Origin of the sequence: Mesorhizobium delmotii, from assembly GCF_900149755.1 — a bacterium.
Taxonomy (GTDB): domain Bacteria; phylum Pseudomonadota; class Alphaproteobacteria; order Rhizobiales; family Rhizobiaceae; genus Mesorhizobium; species Mesorhizobium delmotii.
In genome coordinates this window covers 1,457,333-1,481,487 of sequence record NZ_FUIG01000013.1, presented here as the reverse complement: position 1 = coordinate 1,481,487, position 24,155 = coordinate 1,457,333, and the positions used below count along the sequence as shown (strand labels likewise).

21 protein-coding genes are annotated in these 24,155 nt (G+C 63.0%); 8 read left to right on the top strand and 13 right to left on the bottom strand.

Annotation, left to right across the window (positions count from 1 at the left end; genetic code table 11):
- Positions 1-106 precede the first annotated feature (106 nt).
- Positions 107-1,027, bottom strand: coding sequence for a DnaJ C-terminal domain-containing protein (locus BQ8482_RS08545; RefSeq protein WP_123147048.1), 921 nt, complete (start codon positions 1,025-1,027; stop codon positions 107-109).
- Between the two features lie 99 nt (positions 1,028-1,126).
- Entirely contained in the window at positions 1,127-1,603 is a 477-nt protein-coding gene (locus tag BQ8482_RS08540; protein ID WP_123147047.1) for an RT0821/Lpp0805 family surface protein, read from the bottom strand.
- A gap of 40 nt (positions 1,604-1,643) precedes the next feature.
- On the opposite strand from BQ8482_RS08540, the gene pdxH reads away from it, so the two are divergent.
- Entirely contained in the window at positions 1,644-2,261 is a 618-nt protein-coding gene (pdxH, locus tag BQ8482_RS08535) for a pyridoxamine 5'-phosphate oxidase (RefSeq protein WP_123147046.1), read from the top strand.
- A gap of 152 nt (positions 2,262-2,413) precedes the next feature.
- On the opposite strand, the gene BQ8482_RS08530 is transcribed toward pdxH, so the two are convergent.
- Both BQ8482_RS08530 and BQ8482_RS08525 read right to left on the bottom strand, forming a co-directional pair.
- On the bottom strand, positions 2,414-3,172 hold the full coding sequence (locus BQ8482_RS08530; protein ID WP_123147045.1) for a crotonase/enoyl-CoA hydratase family protein: 759 nt from the start codon (positions 3,170-3,172) through the stop codon (positions 2,414-2,416).
- Between the two features lie 56 nt (positions 3,173-3,228).
- Complete coding sequence (locus BQ8482_RS08525) at positions 3,229-4,998, bottom strand: acyl-CoA dehydrogenase family protein (protein ID WP_123147044.1); 1,770 nt, start codon at positions 4,996-4,998, stop codon at positions 3,229-3,231.
- A gap of 211 nt (positions 4,999-5,209) precedes the next feature.
- Between BQ8482_RS08525 and BQ8482_RS08520 the strand changes: the two genes are divergently transcribed.
- Positions 5,210-5,440: a hypothetical protein gene (locus BQ8482_RS08520; protein ID WP_123147043.1), complete on the top strand. Its 231-nt coding sequence runs from the start codon at positions 5,210-5,212 to the stop codon at positions 5,438-5,440.
- A gap of 169 nt (positions 5,441-5,609) precedes the next feature.
- Entirely contained in the window at positions 5,610-6,716 is a 1,107-nt protein-coding gene (locus BQ8482_RS08515) for a glycoside hydrolase family 25 protein (RefSeq protein WP_123147476.1), read from the top strand.
- Positions 6,717-6,736: 20 nt separating this feature from the next.
- Here the strand turns inward: BQ8482_RS08515 and purD are convergent, their stop codons facing one another.
- Positions 6,737-8,014: a phosphoribosylamine--glycine ligase gene (gene purD / locus BQ8482_RS08510; protein WP_123147475.1), complete on the bottom strand. Its 1,278-nt coding sequence runs from the start codon at positions 8,012-8,014 to the stop codon at positions 6,737-6,739.
- Between the two features lie 206 nt (positions 8,015-8,220).
- On the opposite strand from purD, the gene ubiA reads away from it, so the two are divergent.
- Positions 8,221-9,204, top strand: coding sequence for a 4-hydroxybenzoate octaprenyltransferase (gene ubiA / locus BQ8482_RS08505; protein WP_123147474.1), 984 nt, complete (start codon positions 8,221-8,223; stop codon positions 9,202-9,204).
- Here the strand turns inward: ubiA and BQ8482_RS08500 are convergent, their stop codons facing one another.
- The 3 genes from BQ8482_RS08500 to BQ8482_RS08490 all read right to left on the bottom strand — a co-directional run bounded on the left by BQ8482_RS08500 (position 9,205) and on the right by BQ8482_RS08490 (position 12,367).
- Positions 9,205-9,771, bottom strand: a complete 567-nt coding sequence (locus tag BQ8482_RS08500) for a DUF6101 family protein (protein ID WP_123147042.1) — start codon at positions 9,769-9,771, stop codon at positions 9,205-9,207.
- Positions 9,772-9,955: 184 nt separating this feature from the next.
- On the bottom strand, positions 9,956-11,386 hold the full coding sequence (locus BQ8482_RS08495) for an FAD-binding oxidoreductase (RefSeq protein ID WP_123147041.1): 1,431 nt from the start codon (positions 11,384-11,386) through the stop codon (positions 9,956-9,958).
- A 9-nt stretch (positions 11,387-11,395) separates the two neighbouring features.
- Positions 11,396-12,367 carry an L-threonylcarbamoyladenylate synthase gene (locus BQ8482_RS08490; protein ID WP_165848456.1) on the bottom strand — a complete coding sequence of 324 codons (972 nt, stop codon included), beginning with the start codon at positions 12,365-12,367 and terminating at the stop codon, positions 11,396-11,398.
- Between the two features lie 176 nt (positions 12,368-12,543).
- On the opposite strand from BQ8482_RS08490, the gene BQ8482_RS08485 reads away from it, so the two are divergent.
- A complete protein-coding gene (locus tag BQ8482_RS08485) occupies positions 12,544-12,996 on the top strand; it encodes a hypothetical protein (RefSeq protein WP_123147039.1) in 453 nt (150 codons plus the stop codon).
- Between the two features lie 70 nt (positions 12,997-13,066).
- On the opposite strand, the gene BQ8482_RS40020 is transcribed toward BQ8482_RS08485, so the two are convergent.
- The 3 genes from BQ8482_RS40020 to BQ8482_RS08465 all read right to left on the bottom strand — a co-directional run bounded on the left by BQ8482_RS40020 (position 13,067) and on the right by BQ8482_RS08465 (position 17,300).
- Positions 13,067-13,189, bottom strand: a complete 123-nt coding sequence (locus BQ8482_RS40020; RefSeq protein WP_280178801.1) for a hypothetical protein — start codon at positions 13,187-13,189, stop codon at positions 13,067-13,069.
- Positions 13,190-13,299: 110 nt separating this feature from the next.
- Positions 13,300-15,828: a glycine--tRNA ligase subunit beta gene (gene glyS, locus BQ8482_RS08475; RefSeq protein WP_123147038.1), complete on the bottom strand. Its 2,529-nt coding sequence runs from the start codon at positions 15,826-15,828 to the stop codon at positions 13,300-13,302.
- A 404-nt stretch (positions 15,829-16,232) separates the two neighbouring features.
- Positions 16,233-17,300 carry a glycine--tRNA ligase subunit alpha gene (locus BQ8482_RS08465; RefSeq protein WP_244602659.1) on the bottom strand — a complete coding sequence of 356 codons (1,068 nt, stop codon included), beginning with the start codon at positions 17,298-17,300 and terminating at the stop codon, positions 16,233-16,235.
- On the opposite strand from BQ8482_RS08465, the gene BQ8482_RS08460 reads away from it, so the two are divergent.
- Both BQ8482_RS08460 and BQ8482_RS08455 read left to right on the top strand, forming a co-directional pair.
- Entirely contained in the window at positions 17,277-18,200 is a 924-nt protein-coding gene (locus BQ8482_RS08460) for an NmrA/HSCARG family protein (RefSeq protein ID WP_123147472.1), read from the top strand. The two genes, BQ8482_RS08465 and BQ8482_RS08460, sit on opposite strands and share 24 nt — an antisense overlap.
- 151 nt (positions 18,201-18,351) lie before the next feature.
- Positions 18,352-20,187, top strand: a complete 1,836-nt coding sequence (locus tag BQ8482_RS08455; RefSeq protein WP_165848455.1) for a patatin-like phospholipase family protein — start codon at positions 18,352-18,354, stop codon at positions 20,185-20,187.
- A 66-nt stretch (positions 20,188-20,253) separates the two neighbouring features.
- Here the strand turns inward: BQ8482_RS08455 and BQ8482_RS08450 are convergent, their stop codons facing one another.
- Entirely contained in the window at positions 20,254-22,029 is a 1,776-nt protein-coding gene (locus tag BQ8482_RS08450; RefSeq protein ID WP_123147036.1) for a tetratricopeptide repeat protein, read from the bottom strand.
- A 298-nt stretch (positions 22,030-22,327) separates the two neighbouring features.
- Here BQ8482_RS08450 and BQ8482_RS08445 point away from each other — a divergent pair, with 298 nt between their 5' ends.
- Positions 22,328-23,476 carry a helix-turn-helix transcriptional regulator gene (locus tag BQ8482_RS08445; RefSeq protein WP_244602658.1) on the top strand — a complete coding sequence of 383 codons (1,149 nt, stop codon included), beginning with the start codon at positions 22,328-22,330 and terminating at the stop codon, positions 23,474-23,476.
- Positions 23,477-23,549: 73 nt separating this feature from the next.
- Here the strand turns inward: BQ8482_RS08445 and BQ8482_RS08440 are convergent, their stop codons facing one another.
- On the bottom strand, positions 23,550-24,155 hold the full coding sequence (locus BQ8482_RS08440) for a TetR/AcrR family transcriptional regulator (RefSeq protein ID WP_123147470.1): 606 nt from the start codon (positions 24,153-24,155) through the stop codon (positions 23,550-23,552).

Sequence of the window (24,155 nt, the reverse complement as noted above, 5' to 3'; positions counted from 1 at the left end):
AGTGGCTATCGCACAGGCACAGAGCCCCTTCAAGCGCTCAACACGGACAGTTCAGGGGACAAAAGCATCGCTCTACAGCGCCGCGCGTCCTTTTGGACGCGCAAAACTAGCGCTTTCGGTTGCGCATCAGCGCTTCGAGATCGCTGTCGCCACCTTCAGGCAGCATCAACCGCACGTGCGCGTAGAGATCACCGTGACCGCCAACTTTTTCCGGCAGGCCCCTGCCCTTCAGCCGCAGGACCTTGTCCGAGCTCGACCAGGCGGGAACATTTACCGCAAGCCTGCCGGTCGGCGTTTCGACCGCCACCTTAGCACCCAGCACCGCATCCGCCAGTGCAACCGGCAGGTCGGCGTGGAGGTCGCGGCCTTCGACACGATAGCGCGGGTGCCGCCGGAAGCGGATCTTGACCAGCGCGTCGCCCGGCTGCCCCGGCCCTTGCTCGCCCTGGCCTTTCAGCCGGATCGTCTGGCCGTCCTCGACATAGGCTGGCAGTTTGACAGCGACCTTGCGCCCGTCGGGGAACATCGCCGTTACCTTTTCCGCGGTCGCCGCTTCCTCGATGGTGACGTCGAGCGTCACGTTCAGGTCGGCGCCGGACGGCGCCTGCCGGCCGGCGCCCGTCCCGGCACCGCGAGAGAAGGTCTCGCCGAAAATCTGGCTGAAGATGTCGCTGTTGCCGTCGAACGGATCGCCGCCCGGACGGCCTGAGCGAAACTCGAAGCGCGAGCCGCCCGGTCCTTGCTGCCGACGAAAGCCGGCGAACGGATCGGCGCCGCCGGCGGCACCCTCGAAGCCTTGAAAACGCGGCTTGCCCTCGGCGTCAATCTCGCCGCGATCGAAAGCCGCACGGTTCTTCTCGTCGCCGACGATCTCGTAAGCCTGGTTGGCTGCGGCAAACCGCTCCTTCGCCTTGGGATCCGGATTCTGGTCCGGATGATACTCCTTGGCGAGTTTGCGGTACGCCGATTTTATATCCTTGGCCGATGCGTTCTTGGCAACGCCCAGCACCTCATAGGGGTCGCGCATGCTTCCTGCCCTGGAGAAGAAGTGAGTCCACGATTGCCACCTATATGCGCTCGCATAGGAAGAAATTCCAGTGGCGCGCGGTCATATGATGGCGGAAAATCAGAGCGCTTTGAAGTCCTGCATCCGCCACGCGCCGGCGCCGGCCAGGCAAACCTCGCCCTTGAACAGGGCGACGCCGTCGAAGCTTTCGCGCGACGCGGTGAAGCGGCGGCAAAGCTGACCGTTGTCCCTAGACTCCGCCAGTTCGATGATCGAGCCCCGCGAACCGGTATCGGAATTCGCCCAGGGAACGGCCTGCCCGCCAAGCTCCTGAATATCGGCGGAAGACACCGCGTTGCGGATCGTCGCCTGGTCCGAGGCGCGATCCTGATCGATCGGTGAGGCAACAGCAGGCGTGCTGCTGGTCAGGATCGTACGGTCGACCTCCGCCTGCTCCAAACTGAAGCCGCCGGCACCGCAGGCGGCAAGCGGCAAGACGACCAGCACGATCGCGGCGGCCTTGACCGCAGCCTGGGCGCTGGCCGAAGCAATAAGGCTCCATTGCCTGCTGTCAAAAGGTTGCGCGATGCGCGACAATCGGCAATCTCCCCGGCCGGCAATAGAATTTGGAAAAACTATGAGCGAAACTGAGTTAACAAGCGGTGACTTTACCGAGGCTGCCGAGCCATTCCGCCTCTTTGCCGCATGGCTCGACGACGCGACGAAGAGTGAGATCAACGATCCCAACAGCGTAGCGCTGGCGACCGTCGATGCCGAGGGCATGCCGAATGTGCGGATGGTGCTGCTCAAGGGGTTCGATGAAAGCGGATTTGTGTTCTATACGAATTTCGAGAGCGCCAAAGGCCGCGAGATTCTTGGCAGCATGAAGGCGGCGATGTGCTTTCACTGGAAATCGCTGCGCCGGCAGGTGCGCGCGCGCGGGCCGGTGGAGATCGTTACCGAGGCGGAAGCGGACGCCTATTACGCGACGCGTCCGCGCGGCAGCCGAATCGGCGCTTGGGCCTCGAAACAATCGCGGCCGCTGGAGAGCCGCTTCGCACTGGAAAAAGCCGTCGCCGAATACACGGCGCGCCACGCGATCGGCGAGATCCCACGGCCGAAACACTGGTCGGGCTTCCGTATCGTGCCGCAGACGATCGAGTTCTGGCACGACCGGCCTTTCCGGCTGCACGACCGCGTCGTCTTTTCCCGCAATGCCAAGGGCGGCTGGGACAAGACAAGGCTTTACCCCTGAGAGGGGTGGTCCCTTAAGCGGCTTCACCGGGGAGAACTGGACGCGCGGCAATATGGCATCGCCAATATACGGTGGAGCACTAACGGCGCCGGCAAAATCTGGGCAAAAGAGCCCCAACGGTTCCGGCTCGATCCCACCTATCAAATGCCGGACTAAACACCTACCTTCTTCCTGGTCATGAAGGCCATCAAGGCCGCGCGGGCCTCGTCGGATTTGAGCCGCTCGCGGAAATGCTCGCTTTCCTGGCCGATGCGGGCAACGAGCTCTTCACGCGAGCCGCGCATCAGGTCACGCGCGATCTTCAGCGCTTGGGGCGGCTTGGCCGCGATCTGCCCGGCGGCGGCAAGCACGGCGGATTCGAGCTCGTTCTCCTCGACCACCGCGTAGATCAGTCCGGCCGCTTTCGCCCGCTCGGCCGAAAAGCCTTCGCCGAGGCCAAGCAGCGCGAAGGCGCCTTGCCGGCCGAGAATCTGCGGCGCGAGCAGGCTCGACCCCGCCTCGGGGACCAGGCCGAGATCGACGAAGGGCGTGCGGAACATCGTGCGCGGCGTGGCGAAGGTCAGGTCGCAATGCAGGTTGAGCGTGGTGCCGATACCGACCGCGATGCCGTCGACGCCGGAAACCATGGGCTTTTCCGCCCTGGCCAGCGCCATCAGGAAATCCCAGACCTCGGTGCCGCCCTCGCCGCCGGTGGCGACGACCATGAAATCGGCAAGGTCGTTGCCGGACGAGAAAGCGCCTGAAACACCGAGGAAGACGTGAACACGGATCGCCGGATCCGCGTCGCCCTCGGCAAGGGTTTTGGACAGTTTCGCATACATGGCGCGCGTCAAGGCGTTCTTCTTGTCCGGACGGTTCATTCGGATGATCTGGATGGCGCCCTGGCGCTCGACGAGGATATGGTCTGTCACGGGTGGTGGTCCTTTGTGAGACGCCGGGCTTTTGTAAAACGTCGACCTTGTGGATGTCAGGCAGAAATCAGTGTCTTGCCGGCAGCGGCAAGGCTTTCGGCGCCGCCAATGACGCGCTCCTTCAGCGCACCCGCCTCGCCAAGCAGGTTTTCGGCAAAGAAACGGCAAAGGGCGGTGCGGCTTTGGTCGGCAAGCGCGCCGCGTGCCAGATAGGCGCCGCCCGCCGCAAGCGAGATCAGCCGCAGATACGGCGTCGCACCGGCCAACGCCTCGTCCGAGCGCCCGTCGGCAAGCAGCCCTTGCAGGAAACGCGTCGCCTGGCCGAGGTCGTCGAGCGCCTGGTCGAGAGCATCGGCGGTGCGGCCAAAACCTTGAAGATTTGAGGTCCGCACTTGATTGGCGACCGCTTTCAGTTCGGCGATGTAACCATGCACATGCTCGCCACCGCCAAGCGGCAGCTTGCGCGCCACCAGGTCGATCGCCTGGATACCGTTGGTGCCTTCGTAGATCGGCGCGATGCGCGCGTCACGATAAAGTGCTGCCGCACCGGTCTCCTCGATGAAACCCATGCCACCATGCACCTGCAGCCCAAGCGAGGCGACCTCGACGCCGACATCGGTGGAAAAGGCCTTGGCCAGCGGCGTCAACAGATTGGCACGTTCCTGCCAGTGGGTGGCTTCATCGCCGACAGATACGCGCGCGTGGTCAATGGCATGCGCACAGGAATAGCTGATGGCGCGCGCAATCTGGGTCAGCGCCTTCATGGTCAGGAGATTGCGCTGCACGTCCGGGTGATGGACGATCGGCGCCATGCCGTTGCCGTCATAGCTTGCAGCCTTGCCTTGCCGGCGGTCATTGGCGTAGGCGAGCGCCTTCTGCGTGGCCGTTTCGGCAACCGCCACGCCCTGCATGCCGACGGCGAGCCGCGCATTGTTCATCATGGTGAACATGCAGGCGAGCCCCTTGTTTTCCTCGCCGATCAGCCAGCCGATCGCGCCGGGGGTGGTCCCTTCGAAACCGTCGCCATAGATCATGGTGCAGGTCGGCGAGGCGTGGATGCCCAATTTGTGCTCCAGCCCGGAGCAGAAGACGTCGTTGCGTGCGCCCAGCGCGCCGTCGTCGCCGACAAGGAATTTCGGCACCAGGAACAGCGAAAGGCCACGCGTGCCGGCCGGCGCGTCCGGCAGCCGCGCCAGCACCAGATGGATGATGTTGTCGGTGAAATCGTGCTCGCCATAGGTGATAAAAATCTTCTGGCCGAAGATGCGGTAGGTGCCGTCGCCGGCTGGCTCGGCGCTGGCGCGCAAGGCGTTCAGATCTGAGCCCGCCTGCGGCTCGGTCAAGTTCATCGTGCCCATCCATTCGCCGGAGACGAGCTTTTCCAAGTATTTGGCCTTCAGCGCCTGTGAGGCGTGCTTGTCGAGTGCTTCGACCGCGCCCATGGTGAGCGTCGGGCCGATGCCAAAGGCCATGGCGGCGGAGTTCCACATTTCGAGCGCGGCGACGCCCAGCATGGTCGGCAGCGCCTGGCCGCCGAATTCCTCCGGTGCGGACAGCGCGTTCCAGCCGCCGTCGATCCAGCGGCGATAGAGCGCCTTCCAGCCAGGCGGCATGGTGACGGCAGCGCCGCTCAGCACCGCGCCTTGTTCATCGCCGATCTTGTAGAGCGGCGCGACCTCTTCTGTGGCGAAGCGGCCGGCTTCCGCCAGAATGGCGGCGACGAGGTCTTCGCCAAGCTCGCCAAAGGTGCCGGCGTCGAGCGCCGGCTTCAGGCCGGCCACATGCTTCAGCGTGAAGGCGATCTCCTCGACCGGTGCCAGATACATGCCGCTCGCTCCTCCTCTGTCCGGCAGGGAAACTTAATATCCGTGCGGACACAAAACCATTCGCTTTTGGGTCGCCTCTCCCGCCTTCTTTTTACGTAAACGTCAAATTTTGTCACGCGGATTTTGCAATTGGAGCTGTTCACGCTAAAATCGGCAAAAAGCCGGACAAGTCGACCGGCGACAGATTCAAGAATACTGGATCGGACCGCCCGTGCTCGCCAGACCTGACGCCTTTCGCTGCATCGAATGCGGCCTGCCCTATCGAGCGGCAGGTTTTTGGTACCATCGGGGCAAGATCGAGGACGGCGCCGCCTATTGGTCGGATCGCGGCATTCTGTGTTCGCCTCAATGCTCGCTGGCCCATCACCGCAAACGCCAGGCTGAGGGAACGCTGCCGCAAGCGCCGGCGCCCGACCCGTTCCAGCCGCTCTCCCTCCGTTGATGGCCAGTAAAGCCACCACCGGCAGAATTGCGGCATTCGCCGCGGGCCGCCGAAAGTATTTCCTTAACCATGGCGGTTCAGAATCAGGTTTTGGCCAGCAAGGATCTGCTGTTTGAAGCCGCCGGCGCACCCTCTTCGCCGCCTAGGACTCCTCGTCGTCGCGACCGCGATGACAATGGTGTTGGGGCCGACACAAGCCTCGGATTTCTCCGCGCCGTGGAAGGATGCCGACCGGGCGCTGGTGATCGACGCCTACGAATACAATCCCATTGATTGGGCTGAACTTGCGACCGACAAGCGGATCGTCGGCTTCATCAACAAGGCGTCCGACGGGATGCCGCCAGTCTATTTCTGTTTCGGCGACGAGACCGAGACGCGGCTCTGCAAGACGCTGTGGAAGCGCCATGCGGTGGCACAGGAACTGTTCCAGACGCGCAAGGTAGTGGCCAAGGCGCTCGGCCTGAAATGGGGCGCCTATCATCTCGCCCGCCCCGGCAACCCTGTGGGACAGGCCAATAATTTCATCAATTTCGCGAAACCTGGTCCGGAAGACCTGCTTGCCCTCGACATCGAGGATGACGACCCCACGAAATGGATGTCGCTCGAGGATGCAGAGGAGTTCGTGCGCCATGTGCATCGGCGACTGGGCCGCTTTCCGGTGCTCTACACCAACGGCAAGACCGCCAGGCACATCGCCGACAATAAGTACAAATACCGGCTCCTGTCGCGGCTGCCGCTCTGGTATGCGCGCTACAAGCCGGACATCGGCGTGCATTTTCCGATGGGCAACTGGCAAGGCTACGCACTCTGGCAGTTTTCGGCAAAAGCCAATTGCGGACGGTTCCGCTGTCCTTACCGGGTGGCCGGCACGCCCAACGATATCGACGTCAATGTCGCACCGATGGATGCCGCCACATTGCGCGCGCAATGGCCCTTCGGCGGCCTGATCGATGCGCAGCCGGATTACCTTGCCTCGATACCGGTGCCTCTCTCGCGCGAGGCCGGCCTTGCGGGCAATGCCATCACCTACGCCACCGTGGTGGCATCACCGACCTTCTCCGAAATGATCGCCATGTTCAGCGCCCGCTGGGCCAAGTTCCGCAGCAGCTTTCAAATGCCTGCTGTGAAGACGTTGCTGCGCCTTCCGCGAGGGATTGCCGAATATGTGGCCTGGACGCGGAAAGAAAAGCCTTCCGCATCAGCCGTTGAAGCCGCGCCCGCCGCCAGCGATCCGGTCAGCACCGCATCAACCGAGTTCGACCGTGGCCTGCGCTAAAAGCTGAAAGCCGTTCGGCGTCAGCGCGCCTGCTCGCGCGCGACGGCCTGCCAGCCGATGTCGCGGCGGCAGAAGCCTTGCGGCCAATCGATCCGGTCGAGCGCCGCATAGGCTCGTCTCTGCGCCTCGCCGACTGTGCCGCCGACGGCCGTGACGTCGAGCACACGGCCGCCATTGGCGACCAGCGCGCCGCTGTTGATGGCGGTGCCGGCATGAAAGATCTCGACACCATCGCCCGCGGCCTCTTCGACGCCGCGGATCATCGAGCCCTTTTCCGGCGTGCCGGGGTAACCCCTTGCCGCCATCACCACGGTGAGCGCCGCCTCGTCGCGCCAGCGCACTGAGGTATGCGCAAGCTGGCCGTCGGCAGAAGCGTTGAGCAGGACCAGGAGGTCGTCCTTCAGCCGCATCATCAGCACCTGGCATTCCGGGTCGCCGAAACGGGTGTTGTATTCGATCAGCTTCGGCCCCTCGCCTGATATCATCAGCCCGGCAAACAGCACGCCGGAAAACGGCGCGCCAAGTTCGGCCATGCCGCGCATGGTCGGCTCGACGATCTCGCGCATGGTGCGCTCGATCATCTCCGGCGTCATCACCGGGGCCGGCGAATAGGCGCCCATGCCGCCGGTGTTCGGGCCGATGTCGCCGTCGCCGACGCGCTTGTGGTCCTGTGCGGTGCCGAACGGCAGCGCGGTGGCGCCGTCGCACAGGCAAAAGAAACTCGCCTCCTCGCCGGTGAGAAACTCCTCGACCACGACCTCGGCGCCGGCCTGTCCGAAGGATCCGTCGAAACAGGCATCGAGTGCTGCCAGCGCATCGGCCAAATTCATGGCGACGGTGACGCCCTTGCCGGCGGCGAGGCCGTCGGCCTTGATGACGATCGGCGCGCCCATCTTTTCGACATAGGCCCTGGCCGACGCAAGGTCGCCGAAACGGCCATAGGCGGCGGTCGGGATGTCGTATTTCGCGCAAAGATCCTTGGTGAAACCCTTCGAGCCTTCCAGCCGCGCCGCCGCCTTGGACGGGCCGAAGACGCGAATGTTTTCAGCGCGGAGGTCGTCTGCAATGCCGGCGACCAGCGGCCCTTCCGGCCCGACCACGACGAGGTCGATCTTTTTCTCCGCGCAGAACCGGGCCACCGCCGCATGATCGGCAATGTCCAACGTCACCAGTTCGGCTTCTTGGCCGATGCCTGGGTTGCCCGGCGCCGCGTAAAGCTTCGTCAGCAGCGGCGAGGCCGCGATCTTCCAGGCCAGCGCATGTTCGCGGCCGCCGGAGCCGATCAACAAAACACGCATGCCCAGATCCCTTGCCATTCCACGATCAGGACTGCGCTATTGCGCCCCGGACGATGGGTCAAGACATTTGGATGGTTTGGGACCAATTGCGCACGGGAACGTCGGGCATCAGCGGGGAAAGGCTGGTTCGCCGCCTACCATATTTTACGGCATGACCATTTGGCTTGATGCTTGACGGCGTTCGCCTCTGCTGCCACTTCAGCACGATGGAACCCATCCAATCGAAAGCTGCCCAGGGCCGCGTCGCCGATGCGCCGAGCGGCCACTGGGTCTACCGCATTCTGCCGCGCTGGCTGTGGTCCTATGCGCAGCTTGCCCGGTGGGATCGGCCGATCGGTTGGCAGTTGCTGCTGTGGCCGTGCTGGTGGTCGGCAGCCCTTGCCGCAAGTGCCTATCCACGCCCTACTGATCCACTGCTCTCGCTGCTGCCGGCGCCATGGTATCTCGTGCTGTTCCTGATCGGCGCCATCGCCATGCGCGGCGCCGGCTGCACCTACAACGATCTGGTCGACCAGGACATCGACAACCAGGTGGAACGCACGCGCTCGCGGCCGCTGCCGGCGGGAAAGGTCACGCGCCGGCAGGCCTGGGCGTTTCTCGTTATCCAGGCATTGATTGGACTCGCTGTGCTTCTGCAGTTCAACAGCTTTGCCATCCTACTCGGCATCTGCTCGCTCGCCGTCGTCGCCATCTACCCATTCATGAAGCGATTCACCAACTGGCCGCAACTGGTTCTCGGCCTTGCCTTTTCCTGGGGTGCGCTGATGGGATGGGCGGTCGAATTCGGCGATCTCGATGGCCCGCCCGTCATGCTCTATATCGGCTCGATCCTGTGGGTGATCGGTTACGACACGATCTATGCGCATCAGGACAAGGAGGACGACGCCATCGTCGGCGTGCGTTCGACCGCACGCCTATTCGGCGACAACACCAAGACCTGGCTCGTTGGGCTTTATGGCGGGGCGCTGGTCAGCTTCGCCATCGCCTTTGCGTCGGCGCAGGCGCCGGTGCCGGCGCTAGCCGGGCTTATCGCCGCCGGCGCCCATATGGCGCAGCAGATAGCAAGGCTGGACATCGACGATCCGGACCAGTGCATGCTTTTGTTCAGGTCGAACAACCAGGTCGGCTGGCTGATCTTTCTCGGCCTGATCGGTGGCGCGCTGTGGGTGGCGCTAAAGCCGCTGGTGTAGTTATTCCCGCGAGACAATTTCCTGGCCGCCAATCACCAGCCTGAGGCCGAGATCGCCGGCCCTGCGACGGGCGAGGAAGCGCGGACGACGCGTGGTCGAAACCCGACCCTTGCGGCGGTTCTGCGCCGGCAATGTCTTGATGGCGGCGCCAAGCGATTCCTCCAGCGTGCGGGCGATGCCGTCCGATTCGATCAGAAGCATCGGCAGGCGGTAGGCAGCGGCCCAGGCGCGCCAGTCGGCGGCGACATCCTCGAGATCGTCGGCCACCAGCAGCGGCACCGACAGCATCGGATCATTGTGCAGAAGCTCCAGCGTCACCGTGACATTGCCATCCGGATCCTCCATCGCGCGGGCGGCCACGCCACGAAACGCGTTGGCAGGCAGAGCGACGAACGCCGGCACGCCGCTCATCTCCAGCATGCGGCGAATGACGGCGCCACGGTGGTCGATGGTGAAGGTAACGTCGCCATAATCGTCGCGCGTGCCGTAGCTCACCACCTGCGGCAGGCGGAATGGGTCGAGGCGCATGTTGCGCCCGGCCCAGACTGGCTTCAGTCCAGTGTTCATATTGTGCCCTTCCTGTCTCTCCTGAGAGCCGGTCTTCCGGTTCTCCGGGCCGGTTTTTCCAGCCTCGTTGTGGGGAAACGTTAGCGCGGGCTTCTTATCGCAGCGCTTAAGAAAGTCGGTTAAATTTTGCTGATCTCAAGGGGATGGTTATCGGAATGCGACCATTCACAAGACATCGAAAGGATCAGATAACCTTACCGGGATTCATGATGCCGGCCGGGTCGAAGGCCGTCTTCACCCTTCGCATCAATTCGATCGCCATCGGCGGCGCCGTCGCGATCAATTCATCGCGCTTCAGCTGGCCAATGCCGTGCTCGGCCGAAATCGAGCCGTGGAAGCTGCGCACGACATCATGCACGGCCTTGTTCATGGCGTGATAGAGCCCGAGAAACGCTTCGTCATCGCCGCCGATCGGCCGGGAGATATTGTAGTGGAGATTGCCGTCGCCCATGTGGCCGAAACAGACCTCGCGCGCGCCCGGGCTGACCGATTGCACGGCGCCGGCCGCTTTTTCGATGAATTGCGGGATGGCCGCCACCGGCACCGAGATGTCGTGCTTGATCGAGGCGCCTTCGGGCTTCTGCGCCTCGGGCAGCACCTCGCGGAAATTCCAGAAGGCATCGCCCTGCGTGATGCTCGCCGCAATCACCGCATCGCCGACGATCTCCTGTTCGAGGCCGGCTGAGAGCACCTCTTCGATCAGGGCCCTCGCATCCTCCGCCGAGAGGCCCGAAGAGATCTGCATCAGCACATACCACGGCCAATCCCCGGACAGCGGCCGCACGACGCCTGGCGCGTGCAGAAGCGTAAAGTCGTAGGGCCTCTGGCCGATCAGTTCGAACGCGGTGAGCGCGGCACCGGCGCGGTCCATCGCCAGGCTGAACAGAGACAGTGCCGCCTCAGGTGACGACAGGCCGGCAAAGGCCACCTCGCGCCCCTTGGGCTTGGGGAAAAGCTTGAGCACGGCGGCGGTGATGATGCCGAGCGTGCCCTCCGCGCCGACAAACAGGTTCTTCAGATCGTAGCCGGTGTTGTCCTTCTTCAGCTTGCGCAGATCATCGAAGACCTCGCCAGTCGGCAGCACCACTTCGACGCCGAGACAGAGCTCACGCGCATTGCCATAGGCAAGCACACCGGTACCGCCGGCGTTGGAAGAGAGATTGCCGCCGATCTGGCAGGAGCCCTGCGCAGCAAGCGACAGCGGAAACAGCCGGTCGGCGGCATCGGCCGCTTCCTGCAGCGTCTGCAGGATGACGCCGGCCTCGACGGTGACCGTGTTGGACAGGATGTCGATCTCGCGGATGCGGTTCAGCCGCGACAGCGACAGCACGATCTCGCGGCCGGACATATCCGGCACCTGCGCGCCGACCAGCCCGGTGTTGCCGCTTTGCGGCACCACCGGCGTTCCCGTCTCGGTCGCCAGCCGCATAATGCGGCTGACCTCGTCGACGCTGCCGGGCCTCAGCACCAGCGCCGTTCGGCCATGCCACAGGCCGCGCCTTTCGGTGAGGTAGGGCGCGATGTCCTGCTGGTCGCGAAGCGCATATTTGTCGCCGACGATGGCCGCAAAGCGGTCGATGATGGCGGGGTCGATATCCCGGGATATGTCGTTCATAGCTGGAAACTATGGCCCTACGTCGATCTTGTCACGAGGGGCGGCGGCGCGCGAAAGCCGGTCGTTGATCGCCTCGCCCAGCCCGTCGAGGGGAATCGGCTCGACGGCGATTGTCTTGGCGCCGCTGCGATCGAGATCCTGCATATGGGCAAAGAGGTTGGCCGCGGCCTCGCGCAGATCGCCGGTCTCCGACAGGTTGCGCAAGGCGGCAGCGCCTTGCCAGCCTTCGGCACGGCGGGGCCCGAACGCCAGCAAGGCTTCGCCCATTGCGACTTTTGCGGCGTTGACCCGCACCGCAGCACCAGGCGCGTAATGCGAGGCGAGCATGCCCGGCGCCTCGATGCCCGCCGCACCGCGCGACAGCTTCACGCCGGCGGCCGCTTCGATCTCCCCGGCGGCAATGCCTCCCGGTCGCAGCAGCCGCAGCTTTCCCCCCTCGATCTTCACGATTGTCGATTCGAGCCCGACCGACGTCGCGCCGCCATCGACCACCAGCTTGATTTTTGCACCAAGATCCGCCGCCACGGCCTCGGCCGTCGTTGCACTGATCTTGCCTGAGGAATTGGCGCTGGGCGCGGCAAGCGGGCGTCCGAGCCTGGCGATCAGTTCGCCGCCAAAGCCCTTCGGCATGCGCAGCGCAATCGTATCGAGCCCGGCGGTGACCAGCGGATGAATGCCGTTGCCGGGCCGCTGCGGCAGCACCAGCGTCAGCGGTCCCGGCCAGAATGACTGCGCCAGTCTTTTCGACAGCGGATCGAACAGCGCGAGGCGCTCGGCCATCGCCAGATCGGCGACATGGGCGATCAGCGGGTTGAAGCGCGGCCGGCCCTTGACCTCGAAGATGCGCGCCACGCCAACGCCATTGGTGGCGTCGGCGGCCAGCCCGTAGACGGTTTCCGTCGGAATGGCGACGATATCGCCGACTTCGAGCAGCGCCAGCGCCCGCTCCATCGCCTCGCCGGCGGCAAGTATCTCAGCCACTCTCATCACCTTACAGATGCGGGACCTCACAGATGTGGGTGCGTAATACGGTGACGTTTACGGGGCAAGTCCGGACGTTAGCGAATTATCAAATCGCTAAAATGCTAGCTTTCCTCGCAAGCCCGCATCAATTCCCGGACGATATGGTGCCGACTTGTTGGGCAAGGGGAACTATCATGGTCTGGGTGCGTATCCTGGCAGCGCTCGGTCTCACTCTGGCGGCGGGCGGAGCACAGGCTTCGTCATTCGTTGTTCTCGGTGCACCATCCTCGATGCCATCCGTCGTCAGGCTCGGCGCGCCTGAAGCGGTGAAGATGGCTGGGAGCTCCTCGACGCCATCGATCGTGGCGCTCGGCGAACCAGTGCCCGACGTCACCTATGAAAAAGTTGCTGCGATCCCGAGCCAACCCAAGCATGACTTCATGCAAAGCCCGATGATCATTCGCGGCGGCATCGTCGGCGACGCCTTCGCAAAGCCGGCCCCCAGCGTCGCACCTGCCGCGACAACCGCTGTCGCAGCACCTGGGGCGGCCACCAGATCCGACAAAAAGATAAGTGCAACGAACAGCCCGCCTGAGCCCGCAACGCCGCAACCGACGCCCATTCCCGAGATCGACCAGGCCAGATAGCCGTTCGAGGCCAGGACGACGCTCGCGCGCCGCCTGGTTCATTGAGTAAAATTCCGTCGCCTGAAAAACCTCAGGCCGCGACTTCTTTGTCCGCGTCGGCAGCGGCGACCTCGTCGAGGGTCGTTTCGGAAGCGGACGCAACCGTCTCGGCGGGAGTTTCTTCTGTCACTTCGATGTCGCGAGCGGAATTCATGAAAGCCTCCGCGGGGTTGGCGAACATGTTCCTTGTGCCAGCAGAGATGATCGTCATATGACTGTAAGCCGGCTCGACCGGCTATTGGGAAAGAAATATTTTCCCAAGCCTCAGCCGGCGATTTTCGAGAAATCCGCAACCTTGTCGGTCGCTGCCCGGATGCGTGCCAGCAGTGCCAGACGATTGGCGCGCACGGCCAGGTCCTCATCATTCACGAGAACGCGTTCAAAGAATGAATCAACCGGTTCACGCAACGCGCTAAGCGCCAGCATGGCGGCGGAAAAGTCTTCATTGTGAATCGCTTGGCCGGCTTCTCTCTCGGCCTGATTCACCGCGGCAAACAGCGCTTTCTCGGCATCTTCCCGGAATAGAGCCGGCTCAACACGTTCGGCGATGGTCGTTTTCTTCTTCTCCTCGGCAGCCAGGATATTGGCCGCACGCTTGGTGCCGGCAAGCAGGTTCTTGCCGTCCTCGGTGTCGAGGAACGTGCCAAGTGCTTGGACGCGGCGGACGATTTGGAGCAGGTCGTCGTTCGGCGATTGGCCGATCTCCCCCCCTGTGGGGGAGATGCCCGGCAGGGCAGAGAGGGGCAACGTAGAGCGCCCTTCCCCGGCAGAATTTTGAGACGCCAGCGGGACAGCGCCCCCCTCTGTCGGCTTCGCCGACAGATCCCCCACAAGGGGGGAGATTGGGCGCGAACCCGCCGCCAACACAGCATCGATCAAATCATGCCGCGCACCCTGGTCGCGCAAATAGACTTTTAGGCGATCGTGCAAGAAGGAGAGGAGGTCGGCAATTATTTCAGCCGCAGAATGGTCTGGGGGTTCTACGCCACGTACCTCCGAGGACAACAAACCTGCTCGCTCACTGAGCAGATCATCGGCCGATCCAACGCCAGTAGTGAAATCACCCCCGTCATCCGCTCGCCAGACCACCGAAAAACGATTACCGCCATTGTAGGTAAGTCCGAACAGTGCGTAAAGAAACTGGCGCTGGACCGGTAGCCTCACGCCATTCTCGACCAAGACCCTGATCACCCCTAGCGCTGCTCTTCTCAGCGCATAGGGATCCTTTGACCCCGTCGGCTTTTCGTCAATCGCCCAGAAGCCGACCAGCGTGTCGAGCTTGTCCGCGAGCGCTACGGCCACCGATACCGGGTCGGTCGGAACACGGTCGGACGGGCCCTGCGGCTTATAATGTTCCTCAATCGCGGCGGCGACCGAGGGATGCTCTCCCTGCAGCAGCGCATATTTGCGGCCCATGGCGCCCTGCAATTCCGGAAACTCGCCGACTACCTCGGTGGTGAGGTCGGCCTTGGCCAGGACGGCAGCACGCTCGGCGCGCTCGCGGAGATATTTCTGCTCGACGTTCAGATCGTCGGCGGACAGAAGCTTGCCATCGAAGAAATTCGGCTGCTTCGACAACGTGTCAGCGATCTCGCCAGCCAGCCTCTTGATCCGCTCAACCCGCTCACCCTGCGTCCCGAGCTTGGCGTGGAAGGTGACGCCGAGATGGTCGAGACGGGCCATGCGCTGGTCGAGCGGCTTTTTGAGATCAAGCCCGAACTTTTCCGCCGATGCCTGCAACTGGTCGAGATCAGGCAGGTCGCCCTGGTCGGTCTTCCAGAAATAGAGCGCGTCGGACAGGCGGGCGCGCACCACCTTGCCGTTGCCGTGGGCGATCTCCTTGCCACCGTCGCTTGCTTCGATGTTGGCGGTCAGGATGAAGCGGTTGGAAAGCGCTTCACCGACACCCGGTGGCCGCGTCACGAAGCACTTCTGGTTGGCGCGGATGGTCAGCCGGATCACCTCGGCCGGAATGGCGAGAAAGTCCTGCTCGAACTCGCCCATCAGCACGACAGGCCATTCGACCAGGCCTGACACTTCCTCGAGCAGCCCCTCGTCCTCGACCAGATCGAGCCCGTTGGCGAAAGCGAGATTCCTGGCGTCGGAAAGGATGATCTCCTTGCGCCGGTCGGCGTCGAGCACGACCTTCGCCGCCTCCAGCTTGGCGGCATAGTCGTCGAAGCGGCGCACGGTGATCGCGCCCGGCGCATGAAAACGGTGGCCGTAGGTGACATTGCCCGAGCGGATGCCGTCGATCTCGAAGTCGACGACCACCGGCTCCTCGGTCTCCGGGCCGAAGGTGCAAAGGATGGATTGCAGCGGCCGTACCCAGCGCAACGATCCGGGTTTCGCCGAGGCCGGCCCCCAGCGCATCGATTTCGGCCATGGAAAGCCGCGGATGATGCCCGGCACCAGTTCGGCGATGATTTTTTCCGCCGCCCGGCCCGGCTTCGCAATATGGGCGACATAGAAGTCGCCCTTCTTCGGATCGGCATGGACATGCGCCTCGGCGATCGAGGAAAGGCCGGCCTTGCGCAGAAAACCTTGCACCGCCTGTTCGGGCGCCTTGGTCGAGGGTCCCTTGATCTCCTCGCTTATGCCCTTCGAGCGCGCGGTCACGCCGCGAATGTCGAGCGCCAACCGCCGCGGCGTCCAATATTCGCGCGCCGCCTCATAGGTCAGCCCGGCCTCGACCAAACCGTCCGTCATCATCTTCTTCAAGTCGCCCGCCGCCTTGCGCTGCATGCGCGCGGGAATCTCTTCCGAACGGAGTTCTAAAAGCAGGTCGGGCATTGATTGTGCTCACGCGGCAAAATGGTCCGGGCGGGGCATAGCAACTCGGCTGGCCGCTGTCACCCTTCCCCATGCAATCGGCGTGTCTACCGACGATTTCCAAAAAATTTCCGCTGCCTGTCGGGTCGAAGCGGGGCTATCCGTCCTTGGGTCAAAGATTTCCATGAACCGAACGCAGCGCTGAAGCGACCAACGCTCAGGCAGGGAACTATTGGCTGAACGACCATGAAGACGGCATCGACATTCCTACAGATCCTCGCGCTCAGCGCCTGTTTCGCAGCGCAGGCTCATGGGACGTTCGCGATGCCTGGCGTTAGACAAGCGCTGCGGACGATGGCTGGCTCCAGCGGCCAAGGCGTATTGCCAATCAGCGCTTCAGTCGAAATCGCAAATAGCCTCTGGAGCTAAGCCGCCAGCCCGCCAGCCTGCGTCAGCAAAAACGCCTCGCCGCAGGCTTTCGCCAGATTGCGTACCCGCAAGATGTAGCTCTGCCGCTCGGTGACGGAAATCACGCCGCGCGCGTCGAGCAGGTTGAAGACGTGGCTGGCCTTGATGCACTGGTCGTAGGCGGGGAATACCAGGCGGTGGTTCCCCTCCCCTTTGGGGGGAGGGTGGCCAGACGAAGCCTGGCCGGGAGAGGTCGCTCGGGCAGTGCTCGACGTCCTACTTGCGGTGCCTTCTGAGGCACCCCCCTCTGCCCGCTTCGCGGGCATCTCCCCCTCGAGGGGGGAGAAGGGCGCGCCGGCATCGAGCAGCGCCTTGCACTCGGCTTCGGCGTCCTCGAAATGCCGAAGCAGCATCGCCGTGTTGGCGAATTCGAAATTGTGGCGCGAATATTCCTGCTCGGCCTGCAGGAAGACGTCGCCATAGGTCACCTTGTCGGCGCCCTCGCGGCCGTTGAAGTTGAGGTCGTAGACATTGTCGACGCCCTGCACATACATGGCCAGCCGCTCCAGCCCGTAGGTGAGCTCGCCCGCCACCGGCGCGCATTCGATGCCGCAGACCTGCTGGAAATAAGTGAACTGCGACACTTCCATGCCGTCGCACCAGCACTCCCAGCCCAGCCCCCAGGCGCCGAGCGTCGGGCTTTCCCAGTCGTCCTCGACGAAGCGGATGTCATGCAGAAGTGGATCGACGCCAATGGCCGACAGCGAGCCGAGGTAAAGCTCCTGCAGATTAGCCGGGTTCGGCTTCAGGATCACTTGGTACTGGTAATAGTGCTGAAGCCGGTTCGGGTTCTCGCCGTAGCGCCCGTCCTTGGGCCGGCGCGAAGGCTGCACATAGGCCGCGTTCCAGCGCTTTGGCCCGAGCGCGCGCAGCGTCGTCGCCGGATGGAACGTGCCGGCGCCAACTTCCATGTCGTAGGGCTGGAGAACGACGCAGCCATAGTCAGCCCAGTAGTTATGCAAGGTCAGGATCAGCTCCTGGAACGAGCGGCTGGGATGCATATGGGCTGGGATATCAACAGTCACGGCGGCCTCGACGGGAAAGGCGGGGATGCGGCCCTCCCTAGAGCGCCCACCGGCAAGCGTCAAGGCAAGGGGCCGGCCGCAGAGGCGTGTCCCAGCAAAAACCGCGAACTCGCCGAGGAAGTCGTCGAAGCAGATCTGGACCGCCCGGAAAGCCTCAAAGCTGCATTTGAAGGGGCATACGGCGTCTTTCTGGTCACCAATTTTTGGGAAGAAGGTACCGACGAGTTCAAGCAAGCAACAGCAGCGGTGCGCGCCGCCAAAGAGGCCGGCGTCCAGCATTTTGTCTGGTCAACGTTGCCCAATGTAGAAGCAATCAGCGGCGGCAAGCCCCACGTTCCCCACTTCACCGGCAAAGCCAAAATTGATTGGATCGTGAAGAAGGCTAGCTTTGCGCATCATACGTTCGTTATCGCGCCATTTTTCTACCAGAACTTTGTGGGCGCACTTGCTCCGCAAAAGCAGGAAGATGGAAACCTGGGCTGGGCTCTTCCCCTTGATCCGGACGTACGTTGCATTCACATGGGCGACATCACCGAACTCGGCGACCTCGTGGCCGGCGCATTCGGACACCCGGATGAGCCAGGAAACGGCGAGCATCTGCCTTTGGTCGGTGATTTCATGAGCTTCAATGAAATCGTCGACACGCTGAAACGGCAGGGACATAAGATTTCATTCAAACAAGTCCCAACGGACGTTTTTGCTACCTCTTTTCCTGGGGCCGCCGAGGTGGCAGGGACTTTTAGCTACTTCCAGGTTCACACTTACCTTGGCCCGGGTCCGCACGACGAGATTGCGCTCGTAAACAAAATAGCAGGCAGGCAAGCGAGCAGGTTCGCGATGTGGGCTCAAGTGAATTTCCCGGCCCAAAAGACGGACGCCGAGAGCGGCGTGGCGGCCTGATCGTGGCCCTTGCTGGGAGCCAGAGAGCGCCCAGCGGTCAGTCCCGCGCCTCAGCCGTTCGGCGGCTCTCATGTGTGGTATGGTGTCATTCGGCAGGGCGTCCAGCACCCTCGAGGAGACAAAAGTCATGGATTCCCAAGGGATGGCTCAGATGTCCTCCGTCGATTCTCTTGCAGCGAGTTTATTGTCGGCGACATTGATGTTCGATCGGGCGTCGTTGCTGGCGCTCGAGGCTTTAGCTGCCGAATCCGACCGTCGGGTCCTGAGACGCGGTGAGGTTCTGGTTCGCGAAGGCGATGCGTCGGACAGGTTTTTCATCGTGCTGTCTGGACGCTTTACGGTACACAAAGGAGATTCGACTGGCTCGGTCGCCGAGATCGCACAGGGCGAACTCATCGGTGAAATCGGTTTCTTCGCAGGACTACCCCGCACGGCCACTGTCCTTGCAGCGCGCGATTCGATCGTCCTTGAAATCGGTCGCAATCATTTCGAGAAGGCGGCCGAGACATTGCCGAGCCTGAGAGAGGCGGTCACGGTATTTCTGGCGCGCCGGTTTGCCACCCAATCTCCGAGTTCGTCGCGTCTCAAGGAACCTGCCAAGATCCGAACGCTTGCGATCATTGCAGCCGGCGGAAGTCGCATCTCACCGGTGCTCATCCAGCACCTGCGGCAAGCGTTCGGCGCGGCCACGCGCGCTCGGTTCGTTTCCCGGCTTGAGATCCAAGCGAAGTTCCCAGGTCTTCCGATCGACGACCAGCCGATCCTTAACTGGTTGAACGAACTGGAGGCGGAAGCCCAATTCATCGTCTATGTTGCCGATGAGGAACCTAATGAATGGACCCAAATCTGCATTCGCCAGGCCGATACCGTCCTGTTGCTGGCCAACGCGTCCTGCTCGCCTCGCCTGAACCCGTCTGAGGAACTGACGCTATCGGTCCATCCGCCATCGACCAGTCGGCTTGTCCTAATTCACGACCGTCGCTCGGCTGCGGTCTCCGGTACCTCTGCATGGCTCGATGAGCGACCCTATGTTGACCAGCATCATCATGTTGCGCTGGACGACGGGTCTGATTTCCAGCGCCTGGTCCGATTTATTTCGGGCAAGGCACTGGGCTTCGTGGCGGCAGGGGGTGGGTCCCTCGGCAGCGCTCATTTAGGCGTCTACAAGGCTTTCGTCGAGGCGGGCGCTTGCTTCGACTATCTCGGCGGGACAAGTTCCGGAGCGGCGATGATGGCCGGCTTCGCAAGAGGCTTGGATGCCGAGCAGATCGACCGAGGTGCCCACAACATATTTATCAAGAGCCGGGCGTTTCGCCGTCCCACCTTGCCGCATTTCGCGCTTCTGGATCACAAAGCGTTTGATCGGGCCCTTCGGCTGGAATACGGCGACGTTCTGATCGAGGATCTTTGGCTTCCGTTCTTTGCGCTTTCGACCAATCTGAGCAGCCGTCAGCCCCATGTCCACCGTCGTGGAAAGCTCTGGCACGCCGTTCGGGCGTCCGGCTCCATCCCGGGTGTCCTGCCGCCGTTCTTTACAGATGACGGCGATATGCTGGTGGACGGCGCTATCATGAACAATTTGCCGCTGGAGCAGATGAAGGAGCTCAAGACCGGACCCAATGTCATCGTTACCTTCGGGACGAGTGCACCGCAGAAATACGACATAGACTATGACCGCATCCCCGGAGCTTCCGAACTGGCATTGGCCTTGCTGAACCCTTTCGGTCGTGCCCGTTTGCCTCGGGTTCCCAGCATGCTTCAGGTCATTGCCTCGAGCATGCTGGCACACCGGCCGCAGGACATTGCCGTCGGCGAAGAGGATATCTTGGTCTGTCCGGAGGTTTCCAACACGATCAGCTTCATGGATTGGAGTCGGCATTCCGGGTTGTTTTTGGATGCCTACGACCGCACGACCCGATGGATCGAGGAACATCTCCGCCAGAACGACTCAGGGCTCCGAGCGGTGCTCGGCAACGAGCACGATTAGAATGGCTTATAGTCCAGACCCTAGCGACAGCGGCGACGAGCCCCGCATAATCGAATTCAGAAGTATTCAGCCCTTCGGCGCGGGCGCCGGCTCGGGCTTGACCTTCGGGGTTTCCTGCGCTGTGTTGGATTCGATCGGCGGCAGGCCCTTTAGCAGTTTCTGCTGCAAGGCGGCGAGCACGTCGGGATCCGGCTTCAGGTCGCGGGCCTGGTTCCACTGGAACGTGGCTTCCAGCCTGCGGCCGACGCGCCAATAGGCATCGCCGAGGTGATCGTTCAGCACCGGATCTTCCGGCTTCAGCGACACGGCGCGCTCCATTTCGCGCACAGCGTCTTCAAACCTGCCCATGCGGAAATAGGCCCAGCCCAGCGAATCGACGATGTAGCCGTCGCTCGGCCTGAGGTCGACGGCCTTCTGGATCATCTGAAGGCCTTCCTCGAGGTTGACGTTCATGTCCACCCAGGAATAGCCGAGATAGTTCAGAACCTGCGGCTGGTCGGGGAACAATTCCAGCGCCTTGCGAAAATTCGGCTCGGCCTTGGGCCACTCCTTCAGCCGCTCATAGGCGATGCCGCGCTGGTAGAAAATATTCCAGTCAGCGCGGGTCGGGGTCTTCAGCATCGCTACCGCATTGTCATAGAGACCGGCCGCGGAGCGGAAATCCTCCTTTGAGGCATAGACGCCACCGAGCGCCTGATAGGCACGCATGTCGTCGGGATGCGCTTGGACGAGGGCCTTCAGATGGGCGATGGCCTCGTCATAGCGGTCGAGATCGGCAAGGTTGAGGCCGAGCTGCAGTTCCGAAAGCGCCTTCAGTGGCGAACTGGCCGGGATGCGGCGATAGAAGGCGATGGCGCCCTCGCCGTCCTTCAACTGCTCGGAAACGGCGGCGAGTTGGACAAGGGCCGCGTCGCTGTCGGGCCTCAGTGCCAGGGCATATTGCAGATAGAGGCGAACGAACGGCTCGCCGCCACCGCGATTGAGCGCGGTGGCGAGATCGAGCAGAATTTCCGAGGCGCCGTCGGACGCGCCTACAACGAAGGGTTCGACCTTCTCGCCCTTGGTGATCTTGTCGCGAAGCGCTGATATCTCGACCTTGCCGGGGGCAAATGCCTCGGCCTGATCGAGCACGGACAGCGCCTTGTCATTGTCGCCCTTGCGGGCAAGGAAGGAGGCATAGGCCTGCGCATTGCGCATCCAGGTTTCGGGCGCGGCGGCGCCGGTCGCGGTGTCCTGCAAGGTCGCGGCGTAAATCGCATCCGCCTTTTCGGGCAGGCCCGAGGCATCGGCGATAAGCGCGCGATGGAAGGATTTGAAGAGGCCGAACCAGTCCGGGCCCTGCAGTCTGTCGATCGAGGCCATGGCCTCGCCGGGGTCGCCGGCGCCCTGCTTGGCCCAGCCGGTCATGACGCCGGAGATCAGCCGGTCGAGATCGGATTCGAGCGAAAGCTTGAGCCAGTATTCGGCCTTGGAAAAGTCCTTCTTGTGAAAGGAGCCGACGGCCAGCGCCAGGCGCGAGAACCGCTCGACGTCGGGAACCGTCTTGAGCTTGTCGGCATAGACCAGGGATTCTTCGAAGCGCCCCTGCGCGATCAGCGACAGCATCAGGCTTTGCTGCAACGAGGTGTCACCGGGAGCGAAGGCGAGCGCCTGCTTGTAGTAGGCGATGGCGCTGTCGAGATCATTGTCGCCTTCGGCGACCCGCGCGGCAAGATAGGCCCCCGAGAACGACGTGATATTGACCGGCTCGGTGGTCTCTTTGGCATAGGCGGGCAGACCGGAGACCGCCATGCCCGTCACAATTGCCAGCCCTGTCAGCCAGCGCGCACATCCTTGCCGCATCGTACCCCTTTCAGTCAAAGCCATGCCCGCGTCAGCGGGATCGCCGTAGACTCGATCTTTTCCAGGCAAAGCATGGCCTTTTTGCGGTGACGCTTCAACCCGGCCCGAATTCACAATCGGGTAATGCTATCAAAAACCACGCGAAAATGCGCCCAACTGCGACCGTCGACCGCGCTTTGCCGGCCTGACGCGCCGCCGGCCTGTCCTGCTGCAGCACCGGCGCCGCGATGCCGTAAGCGATCCGTAAGCGGCGGGCGGCGAAAGTTTACGCAGCGGAATGATGCGTGGAACTGTGCAGATGGATGCCGTTGCTTCGCCCAGGAAGATGCCGATGCTGGAAATGCCGCAGGACCAGCAGGCCTTCGCCATTGTCGATCGAATCTACGAAGCGGCGTTCGCGGCCGAGCTGTGGCCGGAGGTACTGGCGGCGGCAAGCGCGATCTCCCGCTCGGCAAACGGCGCGATCTTTGTAGTCAGCGATCATTCGCCGGTCCGCGCCATCACCGAAACGCATGTCCAGCCCTTGCTCGACGCGTTCATGAAGGGGGATACTTGGCGGTTCTCCGAGAGCGTGAAGCGCATGTGCGCCGCGCAGCCGGCAACCTTTGTGCGGGTCGATAATTTCATCATCTGCGAGGAGATCGAGTGCGATCCCGTTCGCAAAAGTGCCACCGCGTTTGGCATCGGGCCGCATCTGTGCACAGCCATCCCCATGCCTGGCCGCGAGCTTGTCCTTTTTGTCTTCCAGCGCTGGCTGAAGGACGGGAGTTATGACCAGGCCGCAATCGGACTGTTGAACGGACTGCGTCCGCACCTCGCACGGGCCGGCCTTGTCGCCGGGCGCCTGGGCCTGGAACGGGCCAGGACCGCCGTATCCATTCTCCGGGAAATCGGGCTGCCGGCCGCAATCATGAATGGATCGGGCATGAGTGGATCGGGCCGTGTGCTGACGGCCAATCCGCTTTTCGAAGACATGGCCGACGTCTTCCTTCCCACAGCCCATGGCGGCATCGCGATTGCCGATCAAACTGCAAACGCGCTGTTCCAGCAGGCGATCGCGCAGAACCGGGATAACCGCGTCGTGCGGTCCGTCCCCGTCGCTGCCATCAAGGGGCGGTCCGCGCTGGTCGTTCACCTGTTGCCGCTGCGCCGCGCCGCGCATGATATTTTTTCGGGCGCGGACATTCTCGTTGCCGCAACCGTGGTCGGCATCGGCGCGACTGTTCCATCGCCCAGTATCCTTTCAGGCCTGTTCGACCTGACGCCGGCAGAAGCCCGGCTCGCCGTCGAGCTTGCCTCGGGCCTTTCGGTGCAGGAGGCGGCCATGGAAATCGGCATCGCCGTCAAATCGGCCCGCACCTATCTCGAGCGGATCTTCCGGAAGACCGAAACTAGCCGTCAGAGCCAGCTCGTGGCGCTGCTGAAGAGCACGTGGTCGTTTTCGTGATCTCGACATGCCCATGAGTATCTGCTGATCTGCCGGGAATTCCGTGCAGATTTCCGGCGCCGGTCGATGAAGCTCAGGCCCCCTGGATGAGTCTTGCGTCCAGCGACTGCATTGCCACGGTGATCAGAGCGTGCAGCCGCTCTTTCGGCACGCCGTCGCGCGCCTGCACCGAGAGACCGTGCATCAGCGTCGCGTAGTAATCGCCCAACGTTTCGGCATCCGTATCCGGCTTCAGCTCTCCGTCTCGAACGCCCTGCTTCAGTCGCTCGACGATCGATGCGGTGCGGGCCAGGCGATGCTCCGCCAGCCAGTGGAGCACACTGTCGTTTTCAACGGCGCAGTTGGTCGCGGCCGACACCACCATGCAGCCCTGCGGCCGCCCCGGCCTGGTGTAGGTCTCGACGGCTTCTCGCAACATTCGCTCGATGACCCGCCGGGCGGTCGGTTCCTCCGCCAGCGCGCGAGTGGCGAAGCCGCCTTCATTGGCCTCGTAAAGCGCCACCGCCTCGCGAAACAGGTCCTCCTTCGAGCCGAAAGCGGCATAGATGCGCGGCGAAGCCAGACCGAGCGCCGACACGAGATCGGCCATCGAGGTGCCCTCATAGCCGCGTGTCCAGAAGGCGTCGCGGGCCTTCTCCAGCGCCTGGTCGCGATCGAACTCCCTTGGCCTTCCCGCCAT